This is a genomic window from Mycobacterium sp. E3305 (genome assembly GCF_001666785.1).
In the GTDB taxonomy this organism is placed as follows: Bacteria; Actinomycetota; Actinomycetes; order Mycobacteriales; family Mycobacteriaceae; genus Mycobacterium.
Window position 1 is genome coordinate 1 of the sequence record NZ_LZJA01000222.1, and the last position, 22,828, is coordinate 22,828.

Genomic DNA, 22,828 nt, shown 5'->3' on the forward strand with positions numbered 1-22,828 from the left:
CGGATCGGCGCCCTGCCCCGGCCGGAACCGCTGCGCGACTTCGTGTCCCGCGTGGACGCCGCGCTGCCGCGGACGGCCTGGGGGGTCCGCGCGGCGGGCGATCCCGACCTGCCGGTGTCCCGGGTCGCCGTCTGCGGCGGCGCGGGGGACTCGCTGCTGGCGGCCGCGGCGGCCGCAGGGGTGCAGGCCTACGTAACGGCCGACCTGCGACACCATCCGGCCGACGAGCATCGCCGGGGTTCTGCTGTGGCGCTGGTGGACGTGGCGCACTGGGCAAGTGAATTTCCGTGGTGCCACCAGGCCGCCGACGTGCTGCGGTCCCGTTTCGGTGCGGCGCTGGCGGTGCGGGTGTGCACCATCCGCACCGACCCCTGGACCATGGGCCAGTGCGGCGACGAGACCGGGGGTGAGGCGTGATGAAGGCCGAAGTCGCTCAGCAGCGTTCGCTGCTCGAGCTGTCGAAACTGGATGCGGAGCTGTCCCGCATCACGCACCGGGCCGGCCATCTGGCCGAGCAACAGGCCTGCGAGCGGTTGCAGGACGAACTCAACGACGCCGCCGACCGGGTGAGCGCCATTCGGATCGCCTTGGAGGACATCGATGTTCAGGTGTCGCGGTTCGAGTCCGAAATCGAAGCGGTCCGCCAGCGCGAAGACCGCGACCGGTCGCTGCTGCAGTCCGGCGCCGCCGACGCCAAGCAACTGTCGGACCTGCAGCACGAGCTCGAGACGCTGACGCGTCGCCAGGGCAGCCTGGAAGATTCGCTGCTGGAGGTGATGGAGCGCCGCGAGGAGCTGCAGTCCCAATTGGACGACGCGCAGCGCAAGGTCGAGGCGCTGGAGACCGAACTTGCCGGCGCCCGGCAGGCTCTCGACGCCGCGCTCACCGAAATCAGTGCGGCTCGGGAGGCGCATTCGTCGCGCCGCGAGGCCCTGACCGCCGAACTGGACCCCGCCCTGGCCGCGCTCTACGAACGCCAGCGCGCCGGGGGAGGCCCGGGCGCCGGGCCGTTGCTGGGACGCCGATGCGGCGCCTGCCGACTCGAGATCGACCGGGGCGAAATGTCCCGCATCTCGGCCGCGGCCGACGACGACGTGGTGCGATGCCCCGAGTGCGGCGCGATCCTGTTGCGGGTCAAGGGCTTCGACCAATGAAGGTGGTGATCGAGGCCGACGGCGGCTCGCGCGGCAATCCGGGACCGGCCGGCTACGGGGCCGTCGTGTGGACCGAGGACCGCTCGACGGCGCTGGCGGAGAACAAGCAGGCCATCGGCCGGGCCACCAACAACGTCGCCGAATACCGTGGACTGCTGGCCGGTTTGGAGGACGCCCTGCAACTCGGCGCCACCGAGGCCGCGGTCTTCCTGGATTCCAAGCTGTTGGTGGAGCAGATGTCGGGGCGGTGGAAGGTCAAGCATCCCGACCTGGTCGAACTGCACGGCCAGGCCCGAACGCTGGCGGCGCGGTTCGACCGGGTCAGCTACACATGGATTCCGCGTGAGCGCAACTCCTACGCCGACCGGCTGGCCAACGAGGCGATGGACGCGGCGGCCGCCGGCGGCCTGGCGGAAGAACCCGAGGAGCGCGCGGCCGAGCCCCCGAAAACCGTTGTGCCGCAATCCCCGCAGGCGCCAGGCTGGACGGGCGCGCGCGGCACGCCGACCAGGCTGCTGTTGCTGCGGCACGGCCAGACCGAGCTGTCGGCGCAGCGCCGCTATTCGGGTCGCGGCAATCCGGCGCTCACCGAGGTGGGTCGCCGCCAGGCGGACGCCGCGGCGCGATATCTGGCCGAGCGCGGCGGGATCTCGGCGGTGTTCGCCTCGCCCCTGCAGCGGGCCTACGACACCGCGGCCCGGGCGGCCAAGGCGCTCGGCCTGGATGTGACCGTCGACGACGACTTGATCGAGACGGATTTCGGCGCGTGGGAGGGGCTGACCTTCGGCGAGGCCGCCGAGCGCGACCCGGAGCTGCACGGCCGCTGGCTGCGTGACACCGGCACCACCCCGCCGGGGGGTGAGAGCTTCGACGACGTGCTCGACCGGGTGGTGCGGGCCCGCGAACGGATCATCGCCGCGCACCCCGGCACGACGGTGCTGGTGGTGTCGCACGTGACGCCGATCAAGATGCTGCTGCGGTTGGCGCTGGAGGCCGGGCCGGGCATCCTCTATCGCCTGCACCTCGATCTGGCGTCGCTGAGCATCGCCGAGTTCTATCCTGACGGGGCCTCGTCCGTGCGCCTGGTGAACCAAACCGGGTACCTCTAGCCGGGGTAAGGAGACGTCGATGCAGCCGTCCGAGCCGATCCGTGAATCCGTCCCCGCGGATGTCCGGGCACGGGTGATGCCGGCGGTGCTCGACGAGCTGGCGCGCTGGGGTCTCGAGCGGTTCAGCATCGAGGCGCTGGCCGAGCGGCACCGCATCGACGCGGCCATGGTGTACCGGTACTGGGAGGATCGGCGCCAACTCATCGTGGATGCGGTGCTCTCCGACCTGGAGAGCGAGAGCGCGGGGACCGACACCGGGTCGCTGCGCGGCGACCTGGAGGCCCTGGCCCGCAACGTGACGAACCGGATCAACACCGAGGTCGGCCGCACAATACTGCGTGCGCTGGTGATGGACACCCGCGGCGGGCACGACGAAGCTACCCGGGTGAGATTTTGGATGGTGCATTTCGCCGCCGTGCGCGCAATCGTGGACCGGGCCAGGGAGCGGGGCGAGCTGCGCGAGGGCGTCGACACCCTGGCCGCCGTTCAGATCGTGCTGGCGCCGCTCAACATTCGCGCCCTGTACTCCGACGTTCCCGTCGACGACGGCTATTGCGCGGCCATCGTCGACATGGCGTGGCACGCCCTGGCCCGCCGCTGAGCCGGGTCGTACCATCCGCCTATGAGAAGGACAGCGGTCGCGACATTGGCCTTGGGTGTGATCGTCGCGTTGTTCGGTTTGATCTGGGCGCTGCAGGGATTCGGGGTGCTTGGCGGCAGCCCGATGAGCAACACCACGACCTGGTCCGTCATCGGTCCCATCACGGCGGTGATCGGCATCGTGATCGCGGTGCTCAGCTGGCGGAAGCTGTCGTCGAAGTAGGTGTCAGGCCCCGGTGACGGTGAAGTCCACCGTGTGCCAGCCGGTGGCGCCGTCGGGGACGCTGGCGGCCCTGTCCGAGGTCTGGGTGGCCCCGGTGTTGTCGGTGGCGCGCACCGTGATGGTGTGCCGCCCAGGGTCTTTCGCCTGCCAGGGGAAGCTCCACAGCCGCCACGTCTCGTTGGAGTAGCTGGCGCCCTGTTCGGCGGCCTGCCAGGCGCCGTCGTCGACGCGGACTTCCACGGACCGCACGCCGCGATTCTGCGCCCACGCCACGCCGCCGAAAACGACGGGACCCACCGGCACCCGCTGGCCGCTTTTCGGCACGTCGATCCGCGACTCGGTCTTGACGGGCGCGCGCGCCGCCCAGCCCTGCCGCGTCCAGTACGCCTCCGCCTTGTCGAAGCGGGTCAGCTCCATGTCGACGACCCACTTGGTGGCCGACACGTACCCGTAGAGCCCGGGCACGACCAGCCGGGCCGGATAGCCATGCTCGATGGGCAGGGGCTCACCGTTGAGGGCGACCGCCAGCAGCGCGTCGCGGCCATCGGTGAGCGCGTCCACCGGCGTTCCCGCGGTGAACCCGTCGATCGACGTCGAGAGCACCATGTCGGCTTCCGGACGCACACCGGCCGCGGCCAACAGATCGGCCACGCGATAGCCCGTCCAGACCCCGGTCGAAATGAGGTTGCCGCCAACGGGATTGGACACGCAGGTGAGCGTGGCCACCTTTTCGACCACCTCAAAGCCGGCGAGGTCGGCGAAGCCGTAGGTGGCGTCCCGGTTCACCATGCCGTGGATGCGCAGCCGCCAGTCGGAGTGACTGAGTTGGGGGACGCTGAGCGCGGTGTCCACCCGGTAGAAGTCGGCGCTGGGGGTGACAAAGCTCGGCAGCGCAACGCCTTTCGGCTGCACATCCGGGGGTATCGGGGGCGCCGGGGTACGCGGTTTGGGCAGCGCGAAGCTGATGCGGTCGGCGGCGACCGAATGCGCCAACCGCGTGATGACAGCGCCCGCAACGCCACTCACCACGCCGAATCCGAGTACCCCGAGCACGACCAACCGGCGCCTGCCGGCATCCGGCTCGTCGTGGTCGCCGGTGTCTTCGGGGACCGGGCGTAGGCGGCGGGTGAGCAGGCGCAGGGCGGCGACGCCGCAGGCGGCGCCGGCGAGGGTCGGGATGGTGTCGAGCGCCGTCGCGCCCGGCCGCGACAGCACCGCGACGCAGCCGAGCGCGCCCGCCGCGGCGATCACGGCGCTCCCGACCGGGCGGCGCGGAGTCTCGAACGTCCCGGCGATGGCGGCGATCGCGGCGATCACCACCAGCACGGCCGCGGCGAGGAAGAGTTTGTCCGACGAGCCCAGCGTCTGAATCGCCCACTCCTTGACCGGGCCGGGTGTCAGGTCGACGACGGCCGTGCCGATCGCGGCCCGCGCGTCGGCCCGCGCACCGAACGGGATGCCCACCAGTTGGGCCACCCCGAGCGCGACCGATGCGGCGGCGACCCCCGCGATCATCCGATCGTTGGACGGCGCGGTCGCCACCGGATTCACTTTGGGTCTCAACGGGTCAGGGAGATGGCGCCTTCGGGGCAGTTTTGCTCCGCGGTGACGGCCTGGGCCTCGAGTTCACCGGAGACGTCGCCGACGAGCACGACGGAGTGGCCCACCTCGTCGGCGTCGAAGACGTCGGGCGCCAGCGTGTAGCAGCGGCCGTGCCCGGTGCAGCGGTCGGCGTCCACCGAGACGCGGGTCATGACGTCGGAAATACCAGCGGCAGCGCCTCCACCGAGCGCAGCGCGGCGGTGTAGGTCAACTGGGTGCCGGGCCTGATCTCGTAATCCGGTATGCGGCGATGGAATTCGCGCAGCGCGACCCGCAGCTCCATGCGGGCCAGGTGGGAGCCGAGACACCGGTGCGGACCACCGCCGAACGCGCGGTGCCGGTTCGGGTTGCGGGTGAAGTCCACCAGCTCCGGGTCGGCGAACTCGGCGGGGTCGGTGTTGGCCGCCCCCAGCAGCGGGCTGACCCGCTCGCCCTTGCTGATTGGACACCCGCCCACCTCGACGTCCTGAACGGCGACCCGGGCGACGCCCGGCACCGGTGTCTCCCAGCGCAACAACTCCTCGACGGCGCTGGGCAGCACGTCGGGCTGCTCGACCAGCTGGCGACGGTGCTCGGGATGGCGGGCCAGGTAGACGAAGAAGCAGTCGAGCGAGTCGGTGACGGTGTCCAGGCCGGCGATCAGGAACAAGAAGCAGATGTCCAGGAGTTCCTCGCGCGACAGCGGCTGGCCGGCGATGTCGGCCGCGATCATCGCCGACAGCACGTCGTCGCGGGGGCTGGCGATGTGGTCGTCGATGGCGCGGTCGAAGTAGTCGTAGATTTGTTGGGCGACCGCGGCGGAGCTCTCGTGGCGGCGGTCGAAGCCGGAGTCCCCCTCCGGGCGGATCACCCCGTCCTTCCATTCCAGGAACTTGTCGAGGTCTTCCAGCGGCAACCCGAGCAACTGCAGGAAAACGGTGCAGGGCAGGGGCACCGCGAACTCGGCGTGAAAGTCGCATTCGCCCCGGTCGGCGAAGCGGTCGATCATCTCGTTCACCAGTTCGGTGACGCGGGGTTCGCGGCGGGCCATCTCCCGCGGCGTGAAGAGCGGGTCGAGGATGCGGCGGTACTTCGCATGCTCGGGCGGGTCGATCTGCAGCGGGATCAGGGGCCGGACATTGCCCAGATCGACCGCGTCCATGTTCGACGAGAACAGTTCCGTGTGTTTGAGCGCCATCTCGATGTCGGCCAACCGGCTCAGAACGACCGCCTGCGGCGACCGGAACACCGGACTCGATTCGCGCAACGCCTTGTACATCGGCTGCGGTTCCGCGAGACCCGTCACCGTCTGGTCGACGAACCCTTCGGTATCTGTCATCTGGTCAGACTGGCACCAACACCCCGGTTGGGCAATGGTCTTCCCTCAGGCCGCGTCGTGGAAGATCAGCCCCATGGCGAAGCGCTCGCCGGACCGCACGACCGAGACACCGTGGCGCACCGGCGCCGCGGACCAGCCGCGGCTCGACGGCACCGGCGGCTCACGCGTGGTGAAAACGAACCCGTGCCCCTGCGGCAATTGGGTTGCCGTGCCGCGGGATTGCGCACGCGCCCGCTGTTCCACGAGCAGGAATTCGCCGCCGGTGTAATCGGTGTCGGGATGGCTGAGGTTGATCACCACCTGCAGTGGAAAGACCAAGTCGCCGTAGAGGTCTCGGTGCAGGGCATTCCAGTCACCGGGGCCGTACCTGAGCATCAGCGCGGTAGACCTGGTCTGGCCTGCCGCGTGGCAGCTGGCCAGCCAATCGTCGAGGCGGTCCGGCCAGGGCGCATCGCGGCGCAGCTTGCCCCACCAGTCGCGGGCTATCGGCAACAGGCGCGGGTACAGCGCCTGCTTGAGTTCTTCGATCGGGTCGGGATAGGGGGCGTGGAAGTAGCGATACTGCCCGGCGCCGTACCGCCTGGGCGCCATGTCGATGGTCGAGCGGAACAGGCCGTCGTCGTCGTAGAGCTTGCGGAGCCGGGCCGCCTCGCCGTCGGTGATCAACCGCGGCAGCAGCGCCCCGCCGTACTCGTCGAGCGTGGCGGCGATGGCGTCCCATTCGCCGGCGTCGACGCGCTTCTTCCACCGGGACATCGGCGTCCTTCCCTGTGCCTGCCTGCGTGGTCCACGATAGGGCCGGCGCGCGATGGTTGCTGGCCCCGGGATCGCGCGGGTAGTACCGTGGATCGTCGCGGACGAGTTGGCCGGGCGGCCGCGGACCGCCGCAGGGCGGTTCGAGGAAAGTCCGGACTTCACAGAGCAGGGTGATTGCTAACGGCAATCCGAGGTGACTCGCGGGACAGTGCCACAGAAAACAGACCGCCACCCTCGCGGTGGTAAGGGTGAAACGGTGCGGTAAGAGCGCACCAGCATCCCGGGTGACCGGGGTGGCTAGGCAAACCCCACCCGAAGCAAGGCCAAGAAGGCCGCGCCGTGAGGCGCGGCCGCGCAGGCGTTCGAGGGTTGCTCGCCCGAGCCTGCGGGTAGGCCGCTCGAGGCACCCGGCAACGGTGTGTCCAGATGGATGGTCGCCGCTGCGCGTCCCCGGTCTCCGGTGGCGCGCGGAACAGAATCCGGCTTACAGGCCAACTCGTCCGCCCCGCTCAGCGCTGTGCCTTGCGCACCGCCTTGGCGAGCTTGCGCAACGCGTCGTCGAGCTGTTGCTCGCACCGCTCGGCCAGGTCGGCCTCCTGTTGGTACAGCAGGCCGTAGGTGAAGGTGTCCTCGCCGGCGGCGTGCGCGGCTTCGGATTCATGCCGCAGGTGCTCCCGGCTGACCACGCTGTCCTGGTGGTCGCCGAGCAGTGACTGGACCGCCTTCGCTTGTTCGGACACCTTGTCCTCACCGGTGGCCGCGGCGGTGTAGCGAAGGCGCTTGGCCCGCTTGCGGATCCGGTGGATCGCCTCGTCGCGCTCGTGCGGATGGTCGGGGTGGTCTTCGTCGACCTGGGCTGCGGCCTTGGCGGCCTTGCGCACCTTCTTGTAGGCGGAGTCGATGGTGACCGGGGCGTGCTCCTCGCCCGTAGCGCTGCCGGGCGGTTGGGCCGCGATCTCATCGAGGGCGTCGAGCAGGCGGAAGTAGCGCTGCGACCGCATGGCCATCAGCGACCGGCGCAGCCCGGTCTGGTAGCGGCGCTGGGCGCCGCCGACCAGGCGCTCGTGCACCGGTCCGCGCACCAGATCGGCTGTCAGTCCGTCTAATTCGCGCTCGTAACGCTCCGCGAGCACCTCGGCGTCGCGGGCGACGCCGAGGATGCCGGCCAGTTCGCGCAGTTCGTCGAGGACCCAGCCGTCGTCGGGCAATCCGAACGACTCCTGGTAGTCGCGCAGCAGGCTGCGCAGCTTGCGGGTGGTGACCCGCATCTGGTGGATGGAATCGAAGGCGTCGGCCCGCACGGCGCGGTCCCACACCAGCAGTTCTCGGATCTGCGCGGCCACCGCGCGCTGCAGCGGGTGCTCGGCGGGGTCGGCGTCGGGTTGCGGTGTCGTGCCGAGCACCCGGGCCAGCTTGGAGGCGTGGCCGGCGGGTGCGGCGCCGGCGTCCAGCAGCCGGTTACCCAGCCGGTCGAGCAGCTCGGTGTCCGGTGTCCCGCCGGACTCGACGAGCTCGAGTTCCCATTCGCGCCACTCCTGCTGGGTGGGTTCCAGGTCGGCGTCCTCGGAGGTACGGGCCGACCACGCGGTGACGTGGTCGTTGCTGAACTCGGCCAACGGCGCGCCGTCGGCGGCGTACAACACCTGGCTTTCGCGCCGGGTGGTGATGCGCGCGACCGGCACGAGGGGGCGGTCGCGGACGATCGCCAGCACGACGTCGACCAGCTCCTCCGGCACCGCGTCGGCCCCGGACGCGTCCAGCGGCATCCGGACCTCGGTGCGCGCCTCGGGACCGGTGGGCAGCTTCAGGTGCCATCCCGCGTCGGTGCCACCGGTGCGGCGGCGCAGGGTGACCTTGTTGCGGGCGAGGTCCTGGTTGGGCGTGTCGAAGTACGTCGCGTCCAGCGTCTGGGTCGGCGACTTGTCGACGTGCGCCACCGCGGCAATGCCTTCGAACGAGGGTGACACGGCGGACTCGCCGACATCGAACTTGCGCTCGACCTCTAAATGACGGGAGGTCTGTGGCGCTTTTGCAGGCATTTTCGGCTCCGTTGAGGGCGCGTCGCCGCGGCCTTGAACGTCGGGGACTTTGGTGATGGGCTCCCATAGCCTGCCATACCGCGGTTACGCGAATGGCGGCGATCGCCGCCGCGCGCCGTGGGCCGGCCGTCGAGAATCGGGGTCGGTAGATCAGCCGGGCGACGGATCTTCGCGCAGGTGCATCGCCAGGCCGCCCAGCTCGCGAATCGCCTGAACCTCGGGATCGCGGAAGGGCCGTCCGTCGGGCGCCAGCAGGTCGTGGAACCACTCGGCCGGCACGGTGGGGTAGGGGTGCTCCCATGAGTCCCAGGGGAATACGGTCTGGGTTTTCCCGGCGACCAGTCCCCAGTTGAACGCGCCGACGTTGTAACGCTTGGCGACGGGCAGGATGCCCTCGACGGTGCTGCCCAACGACCGGGCCATGTATTCGGTGCACAGGATCGGGCGCCCTTGGGGTGTGAGCTCGGCGATGCGGCTCTCGAACTCTCCCGGCTCGGCGTAGGAGTGGAAGGTGATGACGTCGGAGTTATCCAGCTGGATGCCGCTGATCACGCTGCGGCGCCCCGCGTCGGCCCACTCGCCATCCCAGACTCCGCTGGTGAGCGGCTGGGACGGATCGACCGAGCGGGCCCAGCCGAAGACTTGGGGGAGCAGGTCGGCGACGAGGTCGAGCTTGTCGTCCCGCTCGGCCGAGCGGTAGTACTTCGACGGATTGTCGGGCTCGTTCCACAGGTCCCAGCCCAAAACGCGGTCGTCGGTGCGGAACTGCGTCAGCACCCCGGTGACGTAGCCGCGCAGGGTCTGGACGTAGCCGCGGTCACCGAGGCGTTCCGCGCCCGGGCTCTGTACCCAGCCGGAGTTGTGTACGCCGGGCGTCGGCGCGCGCTGCGGACCGGCTTCGGGGCGGGGATCCCAGCAGGAGTCGAACAAGACGAACAGCGGCTTGATGTCGTGGCGCGCCGCGATGTCGACGAACTGGGCGACGCGGGCCTGGAATCCCCGACGGTCCTGCGTCCACAGCTGGTCGTGCAGGAAGACGCGCACCGAGTTGAGCCCGTTGGCGCGGGCCCAGCCCAGCTCGGTGTCGATGCGTCGGGCGTCGAACGTGTCCGGCTGAAACATCTCCAGCTGGTTGATCGCGTTCGACGTGATGTAGTTCGCGCCGACCGGCCAGCCCTGCGCCTGATACCAGCGGTTGGCGCGCTCGGCGGACCAGCGGGCCGCCTGCGGAGAGGTGCCGGGCGCGGGCTGCGCCGCCGCGCGTGGTGCTTTGGCCAGTGCGGCGCCTCCTGCCAGTAGCAGCGGTATCTTCAGCACCGTGCGGCGGTGCACGAAGTCACCGCGAGTCCCCCGGTCGATGTGCTCACCCTTGCTCTCGGAGTCGAGACCTTACCCAAGAGCAATCGTACCCGCCTGCCACACAACGAGTTTCGGTTTTGGTGGCCAGCGGCCCCGGAATTTGTCAGAAGCAGTGCTCGTCGGCGGGAAAAGCGCCCTCGGCCACCTCTTGCGCATATTGCATTGCGGCCCGTCGCAATTCCCCACCGATGTCGGCGAACCGCTTGACGAAGCGGGCCGCCTTGCCGCTGCTGACGCCGGCCATGTCCTGCCAGACCAGTACCTGGCCGTCGCAGTTCGGGCCCGCCCCGATGCCGATGGTCGGGATGGTCAGCTTGCCGGTGATCTGGGTGGCGAGTTCGGCGGGCACCATCTCCATCACGACGGAGAACGCACCGGCTTCGGCGACCGCGATCGCGTCGGCGACGGTCTGTTCCGCTCCGTCGCCGCGGCCCTGCACCCTGAAGCCACCCAGGCTGTTCACGCTTTGCGGCGTGAACCCGATGTGGGCCATCACGGGGATGCCCGCCGCGGTGAGGCAGGCGATCTGCTCGGCCACCCGCTCGCCGCCCTCGAGCTTGACGGCGTGCGCGCCGCCCTCCTTCATGAAGCGGGTGGCGGAGGCCAAGGCCGCCGCCGGTCCCGCCTCGTAGCTGCCGAACGGCAGGTCCGCGACGACCAGGGCGTGCCGGGCGCCGCGCACCACGCCGCGCACCAACGGGATCATCTCGTCGATGGAGACGGGCACGGTGGTGTCGTACCCGTAGACGACGTTGGCGGCCGAGTCGCCCACCAGCAGGACCGGAATGCCGGCCTCGTCGAAGATCCGTGCGGTCGAATAGTCGTAGGCCGTGAGCATGGCCCACTTGTGCCCTTCGGCCTTCATCTTCTGCAGGTGGTGGGTGCGGATCTTGGTGAGCGGCTGCGAGTGCTCGGGCGTGCTTGCACCATAAACGTTCTGCTCAGACATCATTGTCCCTAGTGCTGGTCGGGTCGACCCTCGTGGCCCTGATCGGGTCCCCGGGTTCGTCTGACGGTGCCATTCTGCCATCTCCGCTGCGCCGTCGCACCGTCCGTGTGATGTGAGACATACCATGCGGGCATGCAGCGGCTCAGCGGACTCGACGCCAGCTTCCTCTACCTGGAGACCTCGTCGCAGCCCATGCACGTGTGCTCGATCATGGAGCTGGACACCTCGACCATGCCCGGCGGGTACACCTTCGACCGGCTGCGCGACGCGCTCTCGCTCCGCATCAAGGCCATCCCGGAGTTCCGCGAGAAGCTGGCCAACAGCCCGCTGAATCTCGACCATCCGGTCTGGGTCGACGACGAGAACTTCCTCCTTGACCGGCATCTGCACCGCATCGCATTGCCGGCGCCCGGCGGCCGGGCCGAGCTCGCGGAGATCTGCGGTCACATCGCCGAGTCGCCGTTGGACCGGCGCCGCCCGCTGTGGGAGATGTGGGTCATCGAAGGCGTGGCGGGCACCGACTGCCATCGTGACGGGCGGCTGGCGGTGATGACCAAGGTGCACCATGCCGGCGTCGACGGGGTGACCGGCGCCAACCTGATGTCGCAGCTGTGCAGCACCGAAGCCGACGCGCCGCCTCCGGACCCGGCCGGCGGGGTCGGCGGCGCCAGCGGATGGCAGATCGCTGCGGGCGGGCTCGTCCGGTTCGCCGCCCGGCCGCTGCAGCTGGCCAATGTGGTGCCCGACACCGTCTCCTCGGTGGTCGCGACGCTGCGGCGGGCGCTGGAGGGCCAAGCCATGGCGCGGCCGTTCGCCGCGCCGGCGACCGTGTTCAACGCCCGGATCACGGACCGCCGGAACATCGCCTACGCCGAATTGAATCTCGGCGACGTCAAGGCGGTGAAGAACCATTTCGGCGTGAAAGTCAACGACGTGGTGATGGCGCTGGTTTCCGGCGTGCTGCGCCAATTCCTGGCCGACCGAGACGCTTTGCCGGACTCGCCCCTGGTGGCGTCGGTGCCGGTCTCGGTGCACGGCAAATCCGACCGGCCCGGCCGCAACCAGGTGTCGGCGATGTTCTCCAGCCTGCACACCGACGTCGCGGATCCCGCGGAGCGCCTCAGGGCCATCGCCCATGCGAATTCGGTTGCCAAGGAACACAGTTCCGCCATCGGCGCCTCGCTGTTGCAGGATTGGACGCAATTCGCGGCGCCCGCCGTTTTCGGCATCGCGATGCGGCTCTACGCCAGGACGCGGTTCACCGACACCATGCCGGTGCACAACCTGGTGGTGTCCAACGTGCCTGGCCCGCAGGTCCCGCTGTACATGCTGGGCTGCGAGGTCAAGGCGATGTATCCGCTGGGGCCGATCTTCCACGGGTCCGGACTCAACATCACCGCCATGTCCCTGCAGGGCAAGTTGGACATCGGGTTGCTCTCGTGCCCGGATCTGTTGCCGGACTTGTGGGAGATGGCCGACGAGTTTGCGGTGGCGATGGAAGAGCTGCTGGCGGTCACCCGGTAGCCGGACGGTGGTGCCGCTCATGAGGATCTCAGGTTTCCTCTGGCAGCATATGTTGGCATGGGTCTGTCTCGCCGCGTCAAGGTCGCGCGCACGCTGCTGGTTTGGACAACGGTCGCGGCCGTAGCGCTCCTCCTCGCGGGTTGCGTGCGCGTCGTCGGTGGGCGCGCCGTGCTGGCCGAGCCGAAGCTGGGGCAGGCGGTGGAGTGGACACCGTGCCGTTCGGCGAACCCGAAGGCCAAGATTCCGCCCGGCGCGCTGTGCGGCAAGCTGGCCGTGCCCGTCGACTACAACCACCTCGACGGTGACGTGGCGACGCTGGCGATGATTCGCTTCCCCGCCACCGGGGACAAGGTAGGCTCGTTGGTGATCAACCCCGGCGGTCCCGGCGAATCCGGCATCGAGGCCGCGCTGGGCGTCGTGCAGTCGCTGCCCAAGCGGGTCCGCGAACGGTTCGACCTGGTGGGCTTCGACCCGCGCGGGGTCGGGTCGTCGCGGCCGGCGGTCTGGTGCAACTCCGACGCCGACAACGACCGGCTGCGCACCGAGCCCAACGTCGACTACAGCCCGGCGGGCGTGGCCCACATCGAGGACGAGACCAAAGAATTCGTCAGCCGCTGCGTCGACAAGATGGGCAAGAACTTTCTGGCCAACATCGGCACCGTCAACGTCGCGCGTGATCTGGACGCGATCCGCGCGGCCCTCGGCGACGACAAGCTGACCTACCTCGGCTACTCCTATGGCACGCGGATCGGCTCGGCCTACGCCGAGGCGTACCCGGACAAGGTGCGGGCGATGATCCTCGACGGGGCCGTCGACCCCAACGCCGACCCGATCGAGGCGGACCTGCGGCAGGCCAAAGGATTTCAGGACGCGTTCAACGACTACGCCACCGAGTGCGCGAAGCAACCGACCTGCCCGCTGGGCACCGACCCGGCCAAAGCCGTCGACGTCTACCACAGCCTGGTCGACCCGCTCGTCGACCCCAACAACCCGATGGTCGGCAGGCCGGCGCCGACGAACGACCCACGGGGACTGAGCTATAGCGACGCCATCGTCGGCACCATCATGGCGCTGTACTCGCCGACGTTGTGGCATCACCTGACCGACGGGCTGAGCGAACTGGTCAACCACCGGGGCGACACCCTGCTGGCCCTGGCCGACATGTACATGCGGCGCGACGCGCACGGCCATTACACCAACGCCACCGACGCCCGGGTCGCCATCAACTGCGTCGATCAGCCGCCGATCACCGACCGGGCCAAGGTGATTGACGAAGACCGGCGCTCGCGGGAGATCGCGCCGTTCATGAGCTACGGCACGTTCACCGGCGACGCGCCCCTGGGCACCTGTGCGTTCTGGCCGGTACCGCCGACCAGCAAGCCGCACACCATCTCCGCGCCCGGCCTGGCGCCGACCGTGGTGGTGTCGACCACCCACGACCCGGCGACCCCGTACAAGGCCGGCGTCGATCTGGCCAACCAGCTGCGCAGTTCGCTGCTCACCTACGACGGCACCCAGCACACGGTCGTGTTCCAGGGCGACGGGTGCATCGACAACTACGTCACGGCGTATCTGGTCGGCGGCGCCACGCCCCCCAGCGGGGCAAAGTGCTAGTGCGCGTACGGGTCTGAGTCCGAGCGCAATCCAACGCGCCGGTGCGGCGCAGACGAGACCAAGGCGTAACCGTTTCGCGCCGCTTCGGGTACCGGAGGCTGACACGATGACAGCCATGTCGCGCCTGAGAACCTTGAGCTCGGCGCTGCTGTCATTCGGGCTGTTGGTCGGGCAATCCGCGGTGGGACAGCCGGTGGCGGGCGCCACCCCCGAACCGGGTGCGGGGCAGACCCCGGCACCCAGGCCGTCCGCCGCGACGCCGCAGACCTGGGGGAGTTGCGGTCAATTCGCCACGGACACAAAGGATGTCCCCACCGCGCAGTGCACCACCGTCTCCGTCCCGGTCGACTACGACAATCCCGGTGCGGGACAAGCCAACCTGGCGGTGATCCGCGTCCCGGCGACCGGCCAGCGGATCGGCTCGCTGTTGGTCAACCCGGGCGGCCCCGGCGGGTCGGCGGTCGACATGGTGGCCGGCATGGCGTCGGATCTCGAGAGCTCTCCCATCCGGCGCAACTTCGACCTGGTCGGCTTCGACCCGCGGGGCGTTGGCCACTCGACCCCGGCCCTGCGCTGCCGGACGGACGCCGAGTTCGACGCCTACCGGCGCGAGCCCATGGTCGACTACAGCCCGGCCGGGGTGGCGCACATCGAACAGCTCTACCAACAGGTGGCTCAGCAGTGTGTTTCCCGGATGGGGACCGGGTTTCTGGCCAACGTCGGCACCGCGTCGGTGGCGCGCGACATGGACATGGTCCGCCAGGCGCTGGGCGACGATCAGATCAACTACCTCGGCTACAGCTACGGCACCGAGCTGGGCACCGCGTACCTGGAGCGCTTCGGTGCCCACGTTCGGACGATGGTGCTCGACGGCGCCATCGACCCCACGGTCGGCCCGGTCGACGAAAACGTCCAGCAGATGGCGGGATTCCAAACCGCCTTCAACGACTACGCCGCCGACTGCGCCCGCTCGGCGGGCTGCCCGCTGGGCACCGACCCGGCCCAATTCATCAACCGCTACCACGCGCTGGTCGACCCGCTGGTGGCCAAGCCGGGCCGCACCTCGGACCCTCGCGGCCTGAGCTACGCCGACGCGACCACCGGCACCATCAACGCGCTTTACACCCCGGCGCACTGGAAGTACCTGACCAGTGGGCTGCTCGGGCTGCAGCGCGGCACCGACGCCGGCGACCTGCTGCTACTCGCCGACGACTACGAGGGCCGCGACCGCAGCGGGCACTACACAAACGATCAGGATGCTTTCAATGCGATCCGGTGCGTCGACGCGCCCACGCCGAAGGACTCGGCGAGCTGGGTGTCCGCCGATCAGCGCATCCGTCAGGCGGCCCCGTTCCTGAGCTACGGCCAGTTCACCGGGAACGCGCCCCGCGACCTGTGCGCGCTGTGGCCGGTGCCGGCCACGTCGACGCCGCACGCCGCCTCACCCGCGGCGCCCGGCAAGGTCGTCGTCGTCTCCACCACGCACGACCCCGCCACCCCTTACCAGGCCGGGGTCAACCTGGCGCGCCAGCTGGGCGGGCCGCTGATCACCTACGACGGGACGCAGCACACCGCGGTGTTCAACGGCGACCAGTGCGTGGACTCTGCCGTCACGCGCTACCTCGTCGCGGGCACGCTGCCGCCCCCGGCCTACCGGTGCCATTCCTGACCGCACTGAGCAGCATGTTTGCAATGTTCGCAATTGTTCCGATCGCGCGTCGGTAACACAGAATTAACAGCCGTTGCCTACTGTTTCGGTTATGGATCGCCAGAAGGAATTCGTCCTCCGCACCCTGGAGGAACGGGATATCCGCTTTGTTCGGCTCTGGTTCACGGATGTGCTCGGCACGCTCAAGTCGGTGGCCATCGCCCCGGCCGAACTGGAAGGCGCCTTCGAGGAGGGCATCGGGTTCGACGGCTCCTCGATCGAGGGCTTCTCGCGAGTCTCGGAATCCGACACCGTGGCCAACCCCGACCCCTCGACCTTCCAGGTGCTGCCGTGGGCTTCCGGCGGCCATCACCACTCGGCCAGGATGTTCTGCGACATCACCATGCCCGACGGCTCGCCCTCCTGGGCCGACCCGCGGCACGTGCTGCGCCGGCAGCTGCAGAAAGCCAATGACCTGGGCTTTTCCTGCTACGTCCACCCCGAGATCGAGTTCTTCCTGCTGAAGCCCGGCCCCGACGACGGGTCGCGGCCCGTGCCCGTCGACACGGCCGGCTACTTCGACCAGGCCGTGCACGACTCGGCGTCGAACTTCCGCCGCCACGCGATCGAGGCGCTGGAGTTCATGGGGATCTCGGTGGAATTCAGCCACCACGAGGGTGCGCCCGGCCAGCAGGAGATCGACCTGCGGTTCGCCGACGCACTGTCCATGGCCGACAACGTGATGACGTTCCGCTACGTCATCAAGGAGGTCGCCATCGAGAACGGCGCGCGGGCGTCGTTCATGCCCAAGCCGTTCGCCGAGCACCCCGGCTCGGCCATGCACACCCACATGAGCCTGTTCGAGGGCGACGTCAACGCCTTCCACAGCCCCGACGACCCGCTGCAGCTGTCCGATGTGGGCAAGTCGTTCATCGCCGGGATTCTGGAACACGCCTCGGAGATCAGCGCCGTGACGAACCAGTGGGTGAACTCCTACAAGCGACTGGTGCACGGGGGCGAGGCGCCCACCGCGGCGTCGTGGGGCGCGGCCAACCGGTCCGCACTGGTGCGGGTGCCGATGTACACCCCGCACAAGACGTCGTCGCGCCGCGTCGAGGTGCGCAGTCCCGACTCGGCCTGCAACCCCTACCTGACCTTCGCCGTGCTGCTGGCGGCCGGCCTGCGCGGGGTGGAGAAGGGCTACGTGCTGGGCCCGCAGGCCGAGGACAACGTGTGGGACCTGACACCCGAGGAGCGGATCGCGATGGGCTACCGCGAGCTGCCCACCAGCCTCGACAGCGCCCTGAAAGCCATGGAGGCCTCCGAACTCGTGGCGGAAACGTTGGGGGAGCACGTCTTTGACTTCTTCCTGCGCAACAAGCGCAGGGAGTGGGCCAACTACCGCAGCCACGTCACGCCCTACGAGCTGAGTACCTACCTGTCGCTGTAACGGCGCCGGCCTCGTCGGGTCGCCCGCCTTTCACCGTTGCGGCAGGCGGGTTGCGATACCGTCGTGGTCGTGACCAAACCCGCGACGCAGCGCCCCCGGCTGCCCAGCGTGGGGCGGCTCGGCCTGGTCGATCCTCCAGCGGGCGATCGCCTGACGCAGCTGGGTTGGTATGACCACGACGACCAGGCCCACGTCGACCTGCTGTGGTCGCTGTCGCGCGCACCAGACCCCGACGCCGCATTGCGGGCCCTGATTCGGCTGGCGGAGAACCCCGAGACCGGCTGGGACGAGCTCAACGCCGCGTTGCTCACCGAGCGCCCGCTGCGCGGGCGGCTGTTCGCGGTACTCGGCTCTTCGCTAACGCTGGGCGATCACCTGGCCGTGCACCCGCAGTCGTGGAAACTGTTGCGCGGCAAGGCGAAACTGCCCTCGCACGAGGAGCTGTGTGCGTCGTTCACCGCGTGCGTCGACGAGGCGTCGGGCGACTCCGCGTCGGCAGTGCCGCGGCTGCAAACCCTGTACCGCGACCACCTGCTGCTCCTGGCCGCGCTCGATCTGGCCGCGACGGTCGAGGACGAACCGGTGCTGCCGTTCGCCGTGGTGGGCGCCCAGCTGTCGGACCTGGCGGACGCCGCCCTGGCCGCCGCGCTGCGGCTGGCCGAGGCGACGGTGTGCGGCGACCGGACGTCGCCACGGCTGGCGGTCATCGCGATGGGCAAATGCGGTGCTCGCGAACTGAACTACGTCAGCGACGTCGACGTCATCTTCGTCGGCGAGCGCGCCGACGCGGTGACCACCCGGCTGGCCAGCGAGATGATGCGGGTGGCCTCGTCGGCCTTCTTCCAGGTGGACGCCGGGCTCCGGCCCGAGGGCCGCAGCGGGGAGCTGGTCCGCACGGTCGAATCGCACATCGCCTACTACCAGCGCTGGGCGAAGACCTGGGAGTTCCAGGCGTTGCTGAAAGCCCGCGCGGCCGTGGGTGATCGGGAGCTCGCCGAGCGTTACCTGAGCGCGCTGATGCCGATGGTGTGGGTGGCCTGCGAGCGTGAGGATTTCGTGGTCGAGGTGCAGGCGATGCGCCGCCGGGTCGAGCAGCTGGTGCCCGCCGACGTGCGCGGCCGCGAGATCAAACTGGGCAGCGGCGGCCTGCGCGACGTGGAGTTCGCGGTGCAGCTGCTGCAGCTGGTGCACGGCCGCAGTGACGAGTCGCTGCACGTGGCGTCCACCGTGGACGCGCTGGCCGCGCTGGGCCAGGGCGGCTACGTCGGGCGCGAGGACGCGGCGAACCTGACCGCTTCCTACGAGTTCCTGCGGCTCCTCGAGCACCGGCTGCAGCTGCAGCGGCTCAAGCGCACCCACCTGCTGCCCGATGCCGACGACGAGGAGGCGGTGCGCTGGCTGGCGCGGGCCGCGCACATCCGGCCCGACGGCCGGCACGACGCGGCGGGCGTGCTGCGCGAGGAGCTGCGCCACCAGAACCTGCGCGTGTCGCAGCTGCACGCCAAGCTCTTCTACCAGCCGCTGCTGGAATCGATCGGCCCGGCCGGGCTGGAGATCGGTCACGGCATGACCTCGGAGGCCGCCGAACGGCAGCTCGCCGCGCTCGGCTACGAGGGCCCGCAGACCGCGCTGAAACACATGTCGGCGCTGGTCAATCAGAGCGGCCGGCGGGGCCGGGTGCAGTCGGTGCTGTTGCCCAGGCTGCTGAACTGGATGTCGTACGCCCCCGACCCCGATGGCGGGCTGTTGGCCTACCGGCGCCTGTCCGAGGCGCTGGCCGCGGAGACCTGGTACCTGTCCACGCTGCGCGACAAGCCCGCGGTGGCCAAGCGGCTCATGCACGTGCTGGGCACGTCCGCCTACGTGCCGGACCTATTGATGCGCGCGCCCAGGGTGATTCAGGATTACAGCGACGGACCGGCCGGGCCCAAACTGCTCGAGACGGACCCCGCCGTGGTGGCCCGGGCGCTGATCGCCTCGGCCGGCCGGCACCCCGACGCGGTGCGCGCGATCGCCGCCGCCCGCACGCTGCGCCGGCGCGAACTGGCCCGCATCGGGTCGGCCGACCTGCTCGGTTTCCTCGAGGTCACCGAGGTGTGCCGAGGGGTCACCTCGGTGTGGGTCGCCGTGCTGCAGGCCGCGTTGGACGCCATCATTCGTGCCAACCTTCCCAAGGACGGCTCCGAAAAAGGAAGGGCGCCGGCGGCGATAGCGGTGATCGGCATGGGCCGGCTGGGCGGCGCCGAGCTGGGCTACGGGTCCGACGCCGACGTGATGTTCGTGTGCGAGGCGGCGGCCGGTGTCGAGGACTCGGTGGCGATCCGGTGGTCGACGACGGTCGCCGAGCAGGTGCGCACGTTGCTGGGCACGCCCAGCGTCGACCCGCCGCTCGAGGTGGACGCCAACCTGCGGCCCGAGGGCCGCCAGGGTCCGCTGGTGCGCACGCTGGGTTCCTATGCCGCCTACTACGCGCAGTGGGCGCAGCCGTGGGAAATCCAGGCCCTGCTGCGGGCGCACGCGGTCGCCGGCGACGCGGACCTGGGCCAGCGGTTCTTGTTGATCGCCGACAAGACGCGTTACCCGGCCGACGGGGTGTCCGCCGAGGCGGTGCGGGAGATCCGCCGCATCAAGGCCCGGGTGGACGCCGAGCGGTTGCCGCGCGGCGCGGACCCGAACACGCACACCAAGCTGGGCCGCGGCGGACTGGCCGACGTCGAATGGACCGTGCAGCTGATGCAGTTGCGGCACGCGCACGAGATTCCCGCGCTGCACAACACCTCGACGCTGCAATGCCTCGACGCGATCGCGGCGGCCGAGCTGGTGCCCGCCGAGGAGGTCGACCTGCTCCGGCAGGCGTGGCTGACGGCAACCCGGGCGCGCAACGCGCTGGTGTTGGTCCGCGGCAAGCCCACCGACCAGTTGCCGGGGCCGGGGCGCCAGCTCAATGCGGTCGCGGTGGCCGCGGGCTGGCCGACAGACGACGGCGGGGAGTTCCTGGACAACTATCTGCGGGTGACGAGGCGGGCAAAAGCCGTGGTACGGAAGGTGTTTGGGAGTTGAGTCAGGAGACCGGCGCGCTGGACGCCACATTCGAGGTACTCAGCGCGGCGGAGGCGCAACGGGTGACGGCCAGGTATGCGCCGCTGGCCGACGCGGTCCGGGAGCTCATCGACGCCACCATCCACACCGCCGCCGACGACGACGTCGTCGCCGACGCGCGCTCCACCATCGAGGCCGTCACCAAGTCGTTGCGGCAACAAACCCGGCCGACCGGGGTGAGCTACCGCGTCGACGGCAGCCGCCCGCTGACGCTGGGAAACGCCGCGATCGGCCTGGGCAATCCGATCGCCCCGCCCCTGATCATCCACCACGACGGCGGCGGCCGTTGCTGGAGCGAGTTCGTCCTCGGCGCGGCCTACGAGGGCCCGCCCAAGCTGGTGCACGGCGGCGTCAGCGCCCTGGTGCTCGACCACCTGCTCGGCGAGGCGGCCAGCGAGGGGCTGTCCAAGGCGCGTTTCACCGGCACCATCACCGTGAAGTACCTGCGCGGCACGCCGTTGGGCCCGCTTCGTTGCGACGCCTGGGTGGAAGGCAAGGAGGGCCGCAAAGTGTTTGCGCGCGGCACGATTTCGGACGCCGCCGGGGTCACCGTCGAGGCCGAGGGCGTGTTCATCGAGCCGGCGTGGGCGCGGGAAGCCGAATGAAGTTCTACATCAGCAGCGCCTTCCTGAACACCCGGGAGATCATCGAACTCGCCAAGGCCGCCGACGAACTCGGCTACGACGGGATTGGAATCCCCGACCACGTCGTCAACCTGGAGACCCTGGACACCCCGTATCCCTACACCAAGGACGGGGAGCGCCGCTGGCAGCCGTTCACCGACTGGCCGGATCCCTGGGTCCTCGTCGGCGCGCTGGCTCAGGTCACCACCCGGCTGCGCTTCGTCAACACCGTCTACATTCCCGCGATGCGCAACCCGTATTCGGCGGCCAAAGCCATTGGCACCGCGGCGGTTCTGGCGTCGGGCCGGGTGGAACTCGGTATCGGCGTCGGCTGGTGCCGCGAGGAGTTCGCGTTGATGGGCGAGCCGTTCGAGGCGCGCGGGAAGCGGACCGACGAGATCATCGAGTTGATGCGGGCGCTGTGGCAGCCCGGCTGGACCGAATTCGAGGGCGCGTTCTTTTCCGCACCGCGGCTGGAAATGGAGCCGACGCCGCCGCCGATACCGGTGTACGTCGGCGGCCTCAGTGACATCGCGCTGCGTCGCGCCGCCCGCAACGACGGCTGGATCGGCGATCTGATCAAGACCGAACGCGCCATCGAGGCGGTGGGCAAGCTGCGGGAGCTGCGGGCCGAAAAGGGTTTGTCGATGGACGATTTCACCGTCCTGACGCCGCTGACCGACGCCTTCACGACCGCCGACTACCGGCGGGCCGCCGACGCCGGCATCACCGGCATCATCACCATGCCGTGGATGTTCTACGCCGGGCCGGATGCGTCGTTGGAGGACAAGATCGACGGCATGCGGCGCTTCCGCAAGGACCTCGCGCTCGACGGCTAGTTCTCGCCTCCCGGCCTTTTCGCCTCTTCGCCACCTCTTCGCCACGACACATAACCTACGGCGAAGACACGCCGTGAACGTGCGCCATGGTTTATGTCTCGCGAGCTCGGGCGGGCGGTTTGTAATCCCTCGCCGGCCTGAAAGAATGATCCGCATGCCGACCGGCCTCGTGCGTCCGGCGTCCGCGCGGGACGCGGAGGCGTGCCTCGGCGTCTACCGGCCGTATGTCGAGGACACGGCCATCAGTTGGGAAATCGAGGTCCCCAGCGTCGGGGAGATGGCCGCCCGCATCGCCGACGCCCATGAATGGCTGGTGCTCGAGCGGGACGGTGGCGTCGTGGGTTTCGCCTACGGCCATGTGTTCTGGCGACTGCCCAGCTTCCGGTGGTCGGTCGAGACCGGAATCTACGTCGACCGCGATCGGCACCGCACGGGTGCGGGCCGCCAACTCTATGCGGAGCTACTGCGCCGGCTCGGCGAGCGGGGGTACCGGCAGGCATTTGCCGGCATCACCCAGCCGAACGAGGGCAGCAACGCATTTCACCGGTCGTTCGGGTTCCGCGACGCCGGCCTCTATCGCCGCGTCGAATGGAAACACGGCCGCTGGCACGACGTCGCGTGGATGCAACTCGACCTGGGTGGCGGCGCCGAACCCGACGAGCCCCCCGGGTCGATCGTGATCGGTTAGCGGCCCCCGCCGGCTCCGCCGCCGACGAAGCCTCCGCCGGCTCCGCCGCCCACGAAGCCCCCGCCGGCACCGCCGCCCACGAAGCCTCCGCCCGCTCCGCCACCGAAGCGGCCTCCGCCGGCTCCGCCGCCCATGCGGCTTCCGACCATTGTCTGTGCGGTGCTGATTGTCATGCGCTTGAAGCTAGCCCCCCACACGTTGCGGCCGCAAGGCTTTAAATCTGAACTTTCGGCT

General features: G+C 69.7%; 20 protein-coding genes and 1 other RNA gene. 14 read left to right on the top strand and 7 right to left on the bottom strand.

Translation table 11 applies throughout. The features are described from left to right. The 5 genes from A5701_RS20410 to A5701_RS20430 all read left to right on the top strand — a co-directional run. The coding region (locus A5701_RS20410; RefSeq protein ID WP_197505023.1) for a Nif3-like dinuclear metal center hexameric protein at window positions 1-417 on the top strand (417 nt) is incomplete at its 5' end. Continuing rightward, window positions 417-1,154 (top strand): zinc ribbon domain-containing protein, encoded by a 738-nt coding sequence (locus A5701_RS20415; RefSeq protein ID WP_067757951.1) that lies wholly within the window; start codon window positions 417-419, stop codon window positions 1,152-1,154. The genes A5701_RS20410 and A5701_RS20415, both read left to right, overlap by 1 nt. Next, window positions 1,151-2,263 carry a bifunctional RNase H/acid phosphatase gene (locus A5701_RS20420; RefSeq protein WP_067757954.1) on the top strand — a complete coding sequence of 371 codons (1,113 nt, stop codon included), beginning with the start codon at window positions 1,151-1,153 and terminating at the stop codon, window positions 2,261-2,263. The genes A5701_RS20415 and A5701_RS20420 overlap by 4 nt, the downstream gene beginning before the upstream one ends. 19 nt (window positions 2,264-2,282) lie before the next feature. After that, window positions 2,283-2,864: a TetR-like C-terminal domain-containing protein gene (locus A5701_RS20425; protein ID WP_067757957.1), complete on the top strand. Its 582-nt coding sequence runs from the start codon at window positions 2,283-2,285 to the stop codon at window positions 2,862-2,864. Between the two features lie 21 nt (window positions 2,865-2,885). Then, complete coding sequence (locus A5701_RS20430; RefSeq protein ID WP_067757960.1) at window positions 2,886-3,086, top strand: hypothetical protein; 201 nt, start codon at window positions 2,886-2,888, stop codon at window positions 3,084-3,086. Between the two features lie 3 nt (window positions 3,087-3,089). Here A5701_RS20430 and A5701_RS20435 read toward each other — a convergent pair whose 3' ends face one another. The 4 genes from A5701_RS20435 to A5701_RS20450 are packed head-to-tail and all read right to left on the bottom strand — an operon-like array spanning window position 3,090 to window position 6,762. Next, window positions 3,090-4,601 carry a molybdopterin-dependent oxidoreductase gene (locus tag A5701_RS20435; RefSeq protein ID WP_067758020.1) on the bottom strand — a complete coding sequence of 504 codons (1,512 nt, stop codon included), beginning with the start codon at window positions 4,599-4,601 and terminating at the stop codon, window positions 3,090-3,092. 44 nt (window positions 4,602-4,645) lie between these two features. Next, window positions 4,646-4,840 carry a ferredoxin gene (locus A5701_RS20440; RefSeq protein ID WP_067757963.1) on the bottom strand — a complete coding sequence of 65 codons (195 nt, stop codon included), beginning with the start codon at window positions 4,838-4,840 and terminating at the stop codon, window positions 4,646-4,648. Then, window positions 4,837-6,006 (bottom strand): cytochrome P450, encoded by a 1,170-nt coding sequence (locus A5701_RS20445; RefSeq protein ID WP_067757966.1) that lies wholly within the window; start codon window positions 6,004-6,006, stop codon window positions 4,837-4,839. Before A5701_RS20445 ends, A5701_RS20440 begins: the two co-directional genes overlap by 4 nt. A 45-nt stretch (window positions 6,007-6,051) precedes the next feature. Then, window positions 6,052-6,762, bottom strand: a complete 711-nt coding sequence (locus A5701_RS20450; protein ID WP_067757969.1) for a 2OG-Fe(II) oxygenase — start codon at window positions 6,760-6,762, stop codon at window positions 6,052-6,054. 102 nt (window positions 6,763-6,864) lie between these two features. Between A5701_RS20450 and rnpB the strand changes: the two genes are divergently transcribed. Next, window positions 6,865-7,265: RNase P RNA component class A (gene rnpB, locus A5701_RS20455), an RNA gene on the top strand. 6 nt (window positions 7,266-7,271) lie between these two features. Here rnpB and A5701_RS20460 read toward each other — a convergent pair. The 3 genes from A5701_RS20460 to panB all read right to left on the bottom strand — a co-directional run bounded on the left by A5701_RS20460 (window position 7,272) and on the right by panB (window position 11,109). Beyond that, a complete protein-coding gene (locus tag A5701_RS20460; protein ID WP_067757971.1) occupies window positions 7,272-8,801 on the bottom strand; it encodes a CYTH and CHAD domain-containing protein in 1,530 nt (509 codons plus the stop codon). Window positions 8,802-8,951: 150 nt separating this feature from the next. Continuing rightward, window positions 8,952-10,133, bottom strand: coding sequence for a 1,4-beta-xylanase (locus A5701_RS20465; protein WP_067757974.1), 1,182 nt, complete (start codon window positions 10,131-10,133; stop codon window positions 8,952-8,954). 130 nt (window positions 10,134-10,263) lie between these two features. Beyond that, window positions 10,264-11,109, bottom strand: a complete 846-nt coding sequence (gene panB / locus A5701_RS20470) for a 3-methyl-2-oxobutanoate hydroxymethyltransferase (RefSeq protein WP_067758023.1) — start codon at window positions 11,107-11,109, stop codon at window positions 10,264-10,266. 192 nt (window positions 11,110-11,301) lie between these two features. Between panB and A5701_RS20475 the strand changes: the two genes are divergently transcribed. The 8 genes from A5701_RS20475 to A5701_RS20510 all read left to right on the top strand — a co-directional run bounded on the left by A5701_RS20475 (window position 11,302) and on the right by A5701_RS20510 (window position 22,594). Further along, window positions 11,302-12,633, top strand: coding sequence for a wax ester/triacylglycerol synthase family O-acyltransferase (locus tag A5701_RS20475; protein WP_369807436.1), 1,332 nt, complete (start codon window positions 11,302-11,304; stop codon window positions 12,631-12,633). A gap of 57 nt (window positions 12,634-12,690) precedes the next feature. After that, window positions 12,691-14,247, top strand: a complete 1,557-nt coding sequence (locus A5701_RS20480) for an alpha/beta hydrolase (RefSeq protein WP_067757984.1) — start codon at window positions 12,691-12,693, stop codon at window positions 14,245-14,247. 106 nt (window positions 14,248-14,353) lie between these two features. Then, window positions 14,354-15,916, top strand: coding sequence for an alpha/beta hydrolase (locus tag A5701_RS20485; protein ID WP_156670186.1), 1,563 nt, complete (start codon window positions 14,354-14,356; stop codon window positions 15,914-15,916). Window positions 15,917-16,007: 91 nt separating this feature from the next. Continuing rightward, window positions 16,008-17,345 (top strand): glutamine synthetase family protein, encoded by a 1,338-nt coding sequence (locus A5701_RS20490; protein ID WP_067757990.1) that lies wholly within the window; start codon window positions 16,008-16,010, stop codon window positions 17,343-17,345. Window positions 17,346-17,408: 63 nt separating this feature from the next. Beyond that, on the top strand, window positions 17,409-20,405 hold the full coding sequence (locus A5701_RS20495) for a bifunctional [glutamine synthetase] adenylyltransferase/[glutamine synthetase]-adenylyl-L-tyrosine phosphorylase (protein WP_067757993.1): 2,997 nt from the start codon (window positions 17,409-17,411) through the stop codon (window positions 20,403-20,405). Continuing rightward, complete coding sequence (locus A5701_RS20500; protein ID WP_082950079.1) at window positions 20,402-21,049, top strand: PaaI family thioesterase; 648 nt, start codon at window positions 20,402-20,404, stop codon at window positions 21,047-21,049. Before A5701_RS20495 ends, A5701_RS20500 begins: the two co-directional genes overlap by 4 nt. After that, complete coding sequence (locus tag A5701_RS20505) at window positions 21,046-21,906, top strand: TIGR03619 family F420-dependent LLM class oxidoreductase (protein ID WP_067757995.1); 861 nt, start codon at window positions 21,046-21,048, stop codon at window positions 21,904-21,906. The genes A5701_RS20500 and A5701_RS20505 overlap by 4 nt, the downstream gene beginning before the upstream one ends. 154 nt (window positions 21,907-22,060) lie before the next feature. Continuing rightward, window positions 22,061-22,594, top strand: a complete 534-nt coding sequence (locus A5701_RS20510; RefSeq protein ID WP_067758028.1) for a GNAT family N-acetyltransferase — start codon at window positions 22,061-22,063, stop codon at window positions 22,592-22,594. Window positions 22,595-22,828: the final 234 nt, after the last annotated feature.